This window comes from Halomonas sp. H10-9-1 (assembly GCF_040147005.1).
In the GTDB taxonomy this organism is placed as follows: Bacteria; Pseudomonadota; Gammaproteobacteria; order Pseudomonadales; family Halomonadaceae; genus Halomonas.
Map to the genome: position 1 here is coordinate 1439605 of NZ_JAMSHO010000001.1, position 9542 is coordinate 1449146.

Annotated in this window: 10 protein-coding genes; 8 read left to right on the plus strand and 2 right to left on the minus strand. The window is 66.7% G+C overall.

Annotation, left to right across the window (positions count from 1 at the left end; translation table 11 throughout):
- Window positions 1-13 precede the first annotated feature (13 nt).
- The gene (hisD, locus tag NFH66_RS06545; RefSeq protein WP_349609273.1) at window positions 14-1333 is read left to right on the plus strand and encodes a histidinol dehydrogenase; all 1320 of its coding nucleotides are present in this window, start codon (window positions 14-16) and stop codon (window positions 1331-1333) included.
- 96 nt (window positions 1334-1429) lie between these two features.
- Here the strand turns inward: hisD and NFH66_RS06550 are convergent, their stop codons facing one another.
- A complete protein-coding gene (locus NFH66_RS06550; protein ID WP_349609274.1) occupies window positions 1430-2698 on the minus strand; it encodes a Do family serine endopeptidase in 1269 nt (422 codons plus the stop codon).
- Between the two features lie 113 nt (window positions 2699-2811).
- On the opposite strand from NFH66_RS06550, the gene NFH66_RS06555 reads away from it, so the two are divergent.
- The gene (locus tag NFH66_RS06555; protein ID WP_349609275.1) at window positions 2812-3573 is read left to right on the plus strand and encodes a Nif3-like dinuclear metal center hexameric protein; all 762 of its coding nucleotides are present in this window, start codon (window positions 2812-2814) and stop codon (window positions 3571-3573) included.
- A 59-nt stretch (window positions 3574-3632) separates the two neighbouring features.
- On the opposite strand, the gene NFH66_RS06560 is transcribed toward NFH66_RS06555, so the two are convergent.
- Window positions 3633-4079 (minus strand): Z-ring associated ZapG family protein, encoded by a 447-nt coding sequence (locus NFH66_RS06560; protein WP_349609276.1) that lies wholly within the window; start codon window positions 4077-4079, stop codon window positions 3633-3635.
- Between the two features lie 203 nt (window positions 4080-4282).
- Between NFH66_RS06560 and zapE the strand changes: the two genes are divergently transcribed.
- The 6 genes from zapE to NFH66_RS06590 all read left to right on the plus strand — a co-directional run bounded on the left by zapE (window position 4283) and on the right by NFH66_RS06590 (window position 9429).
- Complete coding sequence (gene zapE, locus NFH66_RS06565; RefSeq protein ID WP_349609277.1) at window positions 4283-5449, plus strand: cell division protein ZapE; 1167 nt, start codon at window positions 4283-4285, stop codon at window positions 5447-5449.
- Window positions 5450-5754: 305 nt separating this feature from the next.
- Window positions 5755-6183 (plus strand): 50S ribosomal protein L13, encoded by a 429-nt coding sequence (rplM, locus tag NFH66_RS06570; protein ID WP_349609278.1) that lies wholly within the window; start codon window positions 5755-5757, stop codon window positions 6181-6183.
- A gap of 13 nt (window positions 6184-6196) precedes the next feature.
- On the plus strand, window positions 6197-6586 hold the full coding sequence (gene rpsI, locus NFH66_RS06575; RefSeq protein WP_349609279.1) for a 30S ribosomal protein S9: 390 nt from the start codon (window positions 6197-6199) through the stop codon (window positions 6584-6586).
- 217 nt (window positions 6587-6803) lie between these two features.
- Window positions 6804-7403, plus strand: coding sequence for a ubiquinol-cytochrome c reductase iron-sulfur subunit (gene petA / locus NFH66_RS06580; protein WP_349609280.1), 600 nt, complete (start codon window positions 6804-6806; stop codon window positions 7401-7403).
- Window positions 7403-8662 carry a cytochrome b gene (locus NFH66_RS06585; RefSeq protein ID WP_349609281.1) on the plus strand — a complete coding sequence of 420 codons (1260 nt, stop codon included), beginning with the start codon at window positions 7403-7405 and terminating at the stop codon, window positions 8660-8662. The genes petA and NFH66_RS06585 overlap by 1 nt, the downstream gene beginning before the upstream one ends.
- On the plus strand, window positions 8662-9429 hold the full coding sequence (locus tag NFH66_RS06590; protein ID WP_349609283.1) for a cytochrome c1: 768 nt from the start codon (window positions 8662-8664) through the stop codon (window positions 9427-9429). The genes NFH66_RS06585 and NFH66_RS06590 overlap by 1 nt, the downstream gene beginning before the upstream one ends.
- Window positions 9430-9542: the final 113 nt, after the last annotated feature.

The window sequence follows — 9542 nt, forward strand, 5'->3', positions numbered from 1 at the left end:
TATGGATGCTGCCATGACCGAGACCACTGCCCCCGCTGGAATCGCCCGCCTCGCTACCACCGACGCCGACTTCACGGCACGGCTCGACCACCTGCTGGCCTGGGAGGGAGTCTCCGACGGCGAGGTCCAGGCGCGGGTCGCGGAGATCCTCGCCGCGGTGAGGGAGCGCGGCGACGCCGCCCTGGTGGAGGCCAGCAACCGCTTCGATCGCCTCTCGGTATCGAGCATGGCCGAGCTGACCCTCAGCGCGCCGCGCCTGCGCCAGGCCTATGAGGGGCTGCCCGCCGAGCAGCGCGAGGCGCTGACGCAGGCCGCCGAGCGTGTCCGGCTCTACCATGAGCGCCAGAAGCCCGAGTCCTGGCACTACACCGAAGATGACGGCAGCGTGCTTGGCCAGCAGGTCATGCCGCTGGATCGTGCCGGCATCTACGTGCCCGGCGGCAAGGCGGCCTATCCCTCCTCGGTGCTGATGAATGCGATTCCCGCCCACGTGGCCGGCGTCCGCGAGATCATCATGGTGGTGCCCACGCCGGATGGGGTACTCAACGAACTGGTGCTGGCCGCGGCGCACCTCGCCGGGGTCGACCGGGTGTTCACGGTGGGGGGCGCCCAGGCGATCGCGGCCCTGGCCTATGGCACCGAGAGCGTGCCGCGGGTCGACAAGATCGTCGGTCCGGGCAACATCTACGTGGCAACGGCCAAGCGCGCGGTGTTCGGGCAGGTGGGCATCGACATGATCGCCGGCCCCTCGGAGATCCTGGTGGTCTCCGACGGCGGCACCGACCCCGACTGGCTGGCCATGGACCTGTTCTCCCAGGCCGAGCATGACGAGGATGCCCAGGCGATCCTGGTGGGCTGGGATGCCGGGCACCTCGACGCCGTGGAGGCCGCCATCGACCGACTCTTGCCGACCCTGGAGCGTCATGCGATCGTCCGCGAGTCGCTCTCCCGGCGCGGGGCGCTGATCCATTGTCGCGATCGTGCCGAGGCGATGACGCTGATCAACCGCATCGCACCTGAGCATCTCGAGCTCTCCGTGGCCAACCCCGAGGGCTGGTTGCCCGAGGTGCGCCACGCCGGCGCCATCTTCATGGGGCGCTATACCGCCGAGGCGCTGGGGGACTACTGCGCGGGCCCCAACCATGTGCTGCCCACCTCGGGCACCGCGCGCTTCTCGTCGCCGCTGGGGGTCTACGACTTCCAGAAGCGCTCATCGATCATCCACTGCTCGCCCGAAGGGGCGTCGAAGCTGGGTCGGGTGGCCTCGGTGCTGGCGCGCGGCGAGTCGTTGACCGCCCATGCACGCAGCGCCGAGTACCGCATCCGGAAGTGACCGAGCGGTGTGGCTGGAAATAGGGAGGGCCTCGCCGGATGGCGAGGCCCTCTCTGCCTATCGGGGCACCTTGGCGGTGTCGTCATGGGCGAGGGGCTACTCGGGGGCGCTCAGCTCGGGGGGCGGGCGCTCGCCGACCTCGACCGTCAGTTCCAGCTCCTCGCCGCCGCGCACCACGGTGAGCGGCAGGCTGTCGCCCGGTTCCACCGCGGCGATGTCGGACATCGCTTCCCGGGCGTCCAGGATCGGCCGGCCCTCGATGGAGAGCAGCACGTCCCCGGGTCGCAGGCCGGCCCGGTCGGCGGGTCCTCCCGGCACCACCCCGGCAATGATCACGCCGCGGGGCGCCTGCAGGCCGAAGGAGGCGGCCAGCTCCGGGTTGAGCTCCTGGGCCTCGACCCCCAGCCAGCCGCGGATCACACGCCCCTGGATGACCAGCTCCTCGAGGATGTTGCGCGCCAGGTTGGCGGGGATGGCGAAGCCGATGCCCTGGGAGCCGCCCGAGCGCGAGAAGATGGCGGTATTGATGCCGACCATGGCCCCGTCGGGGCTGATCAGCGCGCCCCCGGAGTTCCCCGGGTTGATGGCGGCATCGGTCTGGATGAAGTCCTCGTAGGCGTTGAGCCCCAGGTGGCTGCGGCCGGTGGCGCTGATGATGCCCATGGTGACCGTCTGGCCGACCCCGAAGGGATTGCCGATGGCCAGCGCCACGTCGCCGATGGCCACGTCGGCGGAGTCGGCCAGCTCGATCACTGGCAGGTCGTCGAGCTGGATGCGCAGCACCGCGAGGTCGCTCTCCGGGTCGGTGCCGATGACCTCGGCCAGGGTTTCGCGGCCATCGCGCAGGGCGACCTGGATCTGGTCGGCGCCGCCGATGACATGGTGGTTGGTCAGCACATAGCCCTCTGCGCTGACGATGACGCCCGAGCCGAGGCTCGACAGCATGCGCTGGCGCGCCGGCATGTCGTCGCCGAAGAATTGGCGGAAGAAGGGATCCGATATCAACGGGTGCTGGTCGCGCTCGATGACCCTGGAGGAGTAGATGTTGACGACCGCCGGGGCGGCGCGCTCCACCGCGGCGGCGTAGCTGGCGGGTCCCTGCTCGCGGGCGAGCGGCGGTGCCTGGCGCAGTACCGGAGCGGGACGCTCGGCCTCGTCGCTGGATGCCGTGACCTCGGGGGATACCGCCAGCGGCTCGCTCAAGGGCGGGGCGGGCGTCGCGAGGGCGGGCGGCTGGCGACCATCGCGGCCGGATAGCTGTGGGAAGGCGTTGAGCAGCACCACGGCCAGCAGCACCCCGATCAGTACCGGTAGCAGGTAGGGGGCAAGGGCGCGAAGGCGCTGGCGCGGCGGTCGGTACGGCATGCGGGGCTCGGTTCTCGGTCGCGTCGGGTCTGTGGTGGTCGCCGGCACTCGTCGGTGACGGTTACAATCGGCGCATGGTAACACCTTCTATTCCGCAGCGTCCGGAGGAGACGATGACACATCGCGACACGCTGGTGGCGGCCTGCGCAGGCAAGTTGCAACCCGAGCGCTTCAATGACTATACCGTCAATGGCTTGCAGGTGGAGGGGCGTGACGAGGTCAGGCGGGTGCTGAGCGGCGTCACCGCCTGCCAGGCACTGCTCGACGAGGCGTTGGCCTGGGAGGCCGACCTGGTGCTGGTCCACCACGGCTATTTCTGGAAGAACGAGCCGGTGGCCATCACCGGCATGAAGCGGCGTCGCCTGCAGACCCTGCTGGCCCATGACATCAGCCTGCTGGCCTACCACCTGCCGTTGGATGCCCATGCCGGGCTCGGCAACAACGCCGAGCTGGGGCGTCGCCTGGGCTTCACGGTGGAAGGGTGTGCTGACGGTGAGCTGGGAGAGGGGCTCCTGTGGCTGGGGGCGCCACCGTCGGTAATGGATGCGCGGGCGCTGGGCGAGCACGTCGGTGAGCGGCTGGGACGCGAGACGCTGGTGGTTGAGGCGCCGTCCGGCGGTCCCGTGCGACGGGTGGCCTGGTGCACCGGTGGTGCCCAGGACATGATTACCGCGGCCTGGGAGGCCGGGGCCGATGCCTTCATCTCCGGGGAGATCTCCGAACGCACCACTCACCTGGCCCGCGAGTTGGGCATTCACTACCTGTGTGCCGGTCATCACGCCACGGAGCGGGACGGCGTGCGGGCGCTGGGCGAGTGGCTGGCCGCTGAGTTCGGTCTCGAGCACCGTTTCGTGGATATCGAAAACCCGGCATGAGGCCCTGAAACCGCGACGCCCCGCCGGTGGGGCGGGGCGTCGCTGGGCCTGGCGCTCGCTCAGTAGCGGGGCTCGGGCTTACGGCTGGCATCATCCTTGAGTCCGAAGTCCTCGGAGAGGGTGCCACCGGAGCCATCGGCATAGTCACGGGGGGTCGATACGGGCGCGTTGCTGGTGGCGTCGGCAGGGGCGGCGGGCGCCTCCACGGCAAGGCCCGGGCGGCTCCTGGTGTGCCCCCCGAGGCTATCGGCATCCTCGGCAAGGCGGGTGGCCAGCGCCTCGCCATCCCGGCGCAGCGCGTCCACCAGGCGACCGACCTCGTCGAAGTGCACGTCCAGGCCATCGCGTAGGGCCGCGAGCTCCCGGTCGCGTTCGGCGAGTCGCTGGCGCAGGCGCTGTATGCCATGGGCACCGGCATTGAGCAGGTGGTAGCCCAGTGCACCTAGGCCGATACCGGCCAGCAGGCAGGCGATGGCCAGAATCCAGTTGATGTTGCTCTCGTCCACGTCGGTCTCCCAGCGGCGGTGAACGATCCAGCGGCCGGCGTTACGGCGGGCGGATCCGATGGTGGGGCGGCGGCCCCGGCGCACCATTATAGGGCCGAGCGCCGCCGCCGGGTCAACGCGGAGAGGTGCCGGCGATGCGCTTCGTGGTTCAGGCGCGTATAATATGCAGCCTGTCGAAGCCGCAACAGGCCGTTTTCGCCCCCATGAGTGCCGTAAACCGAGACGTTCGCCCCACCCCCATGGCCCGCTACCGGGCCGATCTGCAGCGCGATGACTTCCAGTATGACGCTGCCCAGGAGCAGGCCGTGGCGCATCTGCAGCGCCTCTACGAGGCGCTGCTCGCGACGCCGCCGTCGCCGCGCTCCGCTCCCTCGGGTGGTGGCCTGAGCTCCCGCGTGGCCGGGCTGTTCGGCAGGCGTGCACACCGCGAGCCCCAGGCGCCGGTGCTGCCGGAGATCCGCGGGCTTTACTTCTGGGGCGGTGTCGGGCGCGGCAAGACCTACCTGGTGGATGCCTTCTACGAGTCGCTGCCCTTCCCCGAGAAGATGCGCACCCACTTCCACCGCTTCATGCAGCGGGTCCACAACGAGCTCGAGCACTACAAGGGCGAGAAGAACCCACTGCGCCTGATTGCCGCGAAGTTCGCCGCCGAGGCCCGGGTGATCTGCTTCGACGAGTTCTTCGTCAAGGACATCACCGATGCCATGATCCTGGCCAACCTGCTCGAGGCGTTGTTCGAGCGCGGGGTGGTGCTGGTGGCGACCTCCAATATCGTGCCCGGCGAGCTCTACAAGGATGGCCTGCAGCGCACACGCTTCCTGCCTGCCATCGACCTCCTCGAGCGCCACTGCGAGGTGGTCAACGTCGACTCGGGTATCGACTACCGGCTGCGCGCCCTGGAGCGTGCCGAGATCTTTCACTCGCCCCTCGACGCGGCCGCCGAGGTGGAGCTGGCGCGCAGCTTCCGCGAGATCGCCGGTCATGATGGCGAGGCGGGCGTGCCGCTGGAGATCAATCGCCGTGTGCTGCATGCCCGCAGGCTCCACGACGACGTGGTGTGGTTCGAGTTCCGCGAACTGTGCGACGGTCCGCGCAGCCAGAACGACTATATCGAGCTGGCCCGCGAGTTCCACACCGTACTGGTCTCCAACGTGACCCGCATGAGCGGGGCCACCGACGACCAGGCGCGACGCTTTATCAACATGGTCGACGAGTTCTACGACCGTGGGGTCAAGCTGCTGATGTCCGCCGAGGTACCCGCCGAGGCGCTGTATGCCGACGGGCGCCTCGAGTTCGAGTTTCAGCGCACCTTGTCGCGGCTGCAGGAGATGCAGTCCCACGACTACCTGGCGCTGCCCCACAAGCCTTGACCCGGCCCGGCTTCGCCGGGAGCTGTAAGCCTTAAGCTATAAGCTGGAAGAAAACCCTGGATCCGGGCGGTGGAGGTTTCATGCTGCCTTCCAGCTTCCAGCTTCCAGCTTCCAGCTTCCAGCTTCCAGCTTCCAGCTTCCAGCTTCCAGCTTCCAGCTGGCATTGCCTCGGGTGGGTCGATTCGTGTAGACTTCGCGCGCTCTACTCGTTGTCACCGCCTGTCGGGGGCAACCAAGAAGAATAGGGATGGTTGCATGCCGGATGATCGGCTGATAACCCACTACAATTTGATTGGTGAGATTCCATGAAGACGTTCACTGCCAAACCGCAGTCCGTCGAGCGCGACTGGTACGTCGTCGACGCCACGGACAAGACGCTGGGCCGGCTGGCCACAGAGATCGCTCGCCGCCTTCGCGGCAAGCACAAGCCGGAGTTCACCCCGCACATCGATACCGGCGACTACATCGTCGTGATCAACGCCGAGAAGGTGAAGGTCACCGGCAACAAGGCCAAGGCCAAGACCTACTATCGCCACACCGGTTACCCGGGTGGCCTGCGTTCCATGACTTTCGACAAGATGCTCGACCACGCCCCCGAGCGTATCATCGAGAGCGCCGTCAAGGGCATGCTGCCGAAGGGTCCCCTGGGCCGCGCCATGTACGGCAAGCTCAAGGTCTACGCCGGCGCCGAGCATCCGCACGCCGCCCAGCAGCCGCAAGAACTGAACCTCTGAGGGAGTCTTCGCCATGACACAGCAGTATTACGGTACCGGGCGCCGCAAGACCTCTACCGCCCGCGTTTTCCTGAAGCCGGGCACCGGCAAGATCACCGTCAACAGCCGTGAGCTGGACCAGTACTTCGGTCGCGTCACCGGTCGCATGGTGGTCCGTCAGCCCCTCGAGTTGACCGAGACCCTGGGTCAGTTCGACGTCTACGTGACCGTCAAGGGCGGTGGTGGTTCCTCCCAGGCCGGCGCGATCCGTCACGGCATCACGCGTGCGCTGATGGCCTACAATGAAGACTTCCGCGCGCCGCTGCGCGAGGCCGGCTACGTCACGCGTGACGCACGCCAGGTCGAGCGCAAGAAGGTTGGCCTGCGCAAGGCGCGTCGCCGTCCGCAGTTCTCCAAGCGCTGATCGCCAGCCAGTTTGGAATGCTCAACGCCCGGGTTTATCAACCCGGGCGTTTCTTGTTCTGGGTCAACAATTTGTATGTGTTATGCCACCTTCGTCAAGGTCCTTTTCCTTGTGCAGGGCGGCTCGATTTCTTAACATGTAGCGCATTTGGTGTCCGTGTTCGCGGGGATGATGCCCGTGATGGATCAACGGGTAAGCTGATGGGAGAAACCTTGAAATGGCAGATAACGGCGTGAACAAGGGTCGGCGCCGTTTCCTCGTGGGTGCCACCACCGTTGTAGGTGGGGTTGGTGCCGTCGGGGTTGCGGTCCCCTTTGTGGCTTCCTGGCAGCCGAGTGCCAGGGCGAGAGCGGCGGGCGCGCCGGTTCAGGCGGATGTGTCCAAGCTGGAGCCGGGTCAGCAGATGACCGTGGAGTGGCGTGGCAAGCCGGTATGGATCGTCAACCGTACGCCGGAGATGATCGAGCGGACCGAGGGGTTCGACGCCTCGCGACTGGCCGATCCCGACTCCGAAGTACCCCAGCAACCCGCCTATGTGACGGGGCCGCTGCGGGCCATCAAGCCCGAGATCGGGGTGCTGATCGGAATCTGTACCCACCTGGGCTGCTCACCGCTGTTCAAGCCTGAGCCCAACGCCGAGGGTGTGGGCACCGACGACTGGCCGGGCGGCTACTTCTGCCCCTGTCACGGTTCGCGTTTCGATCTGGCGGGTCGGGTATTCCGCAACGTGCCGGCGCCCACCAACCTGGAGATCCCGCCATACCGCTTCGAGACCGACGACATCATTGTCGTGGGCGAAGATGAGGAGACTGCCTGATGGGTAACCCGAACAAGGCGATGGCGGAAAAGGGCATCATGCGCTGGGTGGATGAGCGCTTCCCCGCGACGCAGATGTGGCAGGAGCACCTGTCCAAGTACTACGCCCCCAAGAACTTCAACTTCTGGTACTTCTTCGGCTCGCTGGCACTGCTGGTGCTGGTCAACCAGATCCTCACCGGCATCTGGCTGACCATGAGCTACAACCCCTCCGCGGAAGGCGCCTTCGCCTCCGTCGAGTACATCATGCGCGACGTGGAGTGGGGCTGGCTGATCCGCTACCTGCACTCCACCGGTGCCACGGCCTTCTTCGTGGTCGTGTACCTGCACATGTTCCGTGGCCTGCTCTACGGCTCCTACAAGGCGCCACGCGAGCTGGTGTGGATCTTTGGCATGGCGATCTACCTGGCGCTGATGGCCGAGGCCTTCATGGGCTACCTGCTCCCCTGGGGCCAGATGTCCTACTGGGGTGCCCAGGTCATCATCTCGCTGTTCTCCGCCATCCCGGTGATCGGTCCCGATCTCACCCAGTGGGTGCGTGGTGACTTCCTGATCTCCGGTATCACCCTCAACCGCTTCTTCGCGCTGCACGTGGTGGCGCTGCCCATCGTGATCCTGGCGCTGGTGGTGCTGCACATCATCGCCCTGCACGAGGTCGGTTCCAACAACCCGGACGGCATCGACATCAAGCAGAAGAAGGACGAGACCGGCAAGCCCCTGGACGGCATCCCCTTCCATCCGTACTACACGGTGAAGGATATCGTTGGCGTGGCGGTGTTCCTGTTCGTCTTCGCGGTGGTGATCTTCTACTTCCCCGAAGGGGGCGGCTACTTCCTCGAGAAGCCCAACTTCGAGCCGGCCAACCCGCTGAAGACCCCGGATCATATCGCACCGGTGTGGTACTTCACGCCCTTCTACGCGATCCTGCGCGCCATCAACTTCTCGTTGTTCGGCCTCGACGCCAAGCTCCTGGGCGTGATCTGCATGGGGGCGGCCATCGCGGTGCTGTTCGTGCTGCCCTGGCTTGACCGCAGCCCGGTGCGCTCCATCCGCTACAAGGGCTGGATCTCCAAGGTGATGCTGGTGCTGTTCGCCATCAGCTTCGTGATCCTCGGGGTGCTTGGGGTGCTGCCCGCTACCGATGGTCGGACCCTGGTGGCTCAGATCTGCACCGCCATCTACTTTGCCTTCTTCCTGCTGATGCCGTTCTACACCCGGCTGGAGAAGACCAAACCCGTTCCGGAGAGGGTGACTGGCTAATGAAAAAGCAACTGTTCGCACTGCTCTTCGCGCTGGTACCCCTGGCGGCGATGGCCGCGGGGGGGGCGAGCGTGCCGTTTCACATGACGCCCGACCTCGAGGACAAGGCGTCGCTGCAGCGGGGCATGCAGCTCTACACCAACTACTGTATGGGGTGTCACTCCCTCGGGCACCAGCGCTTCGCGCGGGCCGCCGAGGATCTGGGGATGCCCCAGGACCTGGTCGAGGAGCACCTGATCTTCTCCTCCGACCTGGCCTTCAATGACCAGATGCACAGCGCCATGGACAGCGGCGATGGCACGGCCTGGTTCGGGGCGCCGCCGCCCGACCTGACCCTGGAGTCGCGCCTGCGTGGCACCGACTGGATCTACTCCTACTTGCTCTCGTTCTACAAGGACCCGAGCACCGGCACCGGGGTGAACAACACCGTGTTCGACCTGGTGGCCATGCCCAACGTGCTGGAGCCGCTGCAGGGCGTGCAGGAGATGGTGTGTGCCGAGACCGACCGTCCGGTCGATGGTGCCGAGCTCGACCCGCTGACCGGCAAGTACCAGTCCTGCGCGACCCTGCAGGTGACGCAGCCGGGGGAGCTGGAGCCGGATGAGTTCGAGGAAGTGGTCTACGACCTGACGAACTTCCTGGCCTATGTCGGCGAGCCCTCCAAGCTCCAGGCCCAGGCGCTGGCGCCCAAGGTGCTGATCTTCATCTTCATCTTCGGTGTCATCGCCTACCTGCTCAAGCGCGAGTACTGGCGCGACATCCACTGATCCACCGCGGTGGACAATGCGGGGGCGCACGGCCATCGGCCATGCGCCCCCGCGACGTATGTACCGCGAAACGCTCCTCCGCGGAGCGCTGCCCGCGTGCTATCATAGCCGTT

Excerpts from the sequence above, each read along its gene's own strand:
- hisD (WP_349609273.1), top strand. The coding sequence starts at position 14 with ATGACCGAGACCACTGCCCCCGCTGGAATCGCCCGCCTCGCTACCACC.
- petA (WP_349609280.1), top strand. The coding sequence starts at position 6,804 with ATGGCAGATAACGGCGTGAACAAGGGTCGGCGCCGTTTCCTCGTGGGT.
- NFH66_RS06555 (WP_349609275.1), top strand. The coding sequence starts at position 2,812 with ATGACACATCGCGACACGCTGGTGGCGGCCTGCGCAGGCAAGTTGCAA.
- rplM (WP_349609278.1), top strand. The coding sequence starts at position 5,755 with ATGAAGACGTTCACTGCCAAACCGCAGTCCGTCGAGCGCGACTGGTAC.
- NFH66_RS06550 (WP_349609274.1), bottom strand. The coding sequence starts at position 2,698 with ATGCCGTACCGACCGCCGCGCCAGCGCCTTCGCGCCCTTGCCCCCTAC.
- NFH66_RS06585 (WP_349609281.1), top strand. The coding sequence starts at position 7,403 with ATGGGTAACCCGAACAAGGCGATGGCGGAAAAGGGCATCATGCGCTGG.
- NFH66_RS06590 (WP_349609283.1), top strand. The coding sequence starts at position 8,662 with ATGAAAAAGCAACTGTTCGCACTGCTCTTCGCGCTGGTACCCCTGGCG.
- zapE (WP_349609277.1), top strand. The coding sequence starts at position 4,283 with ATGAGTGCCGTAAACCGAGACGTTCGCCCCACCCCCATGGCCCGCTAC.
- rpsI (WP_349609279.1), top strand. The coding sequence starts at position 6,197 with ATGACACAGCAGTATTACGGTACCGGGCGCCGCAAGACCTCTACCGCC.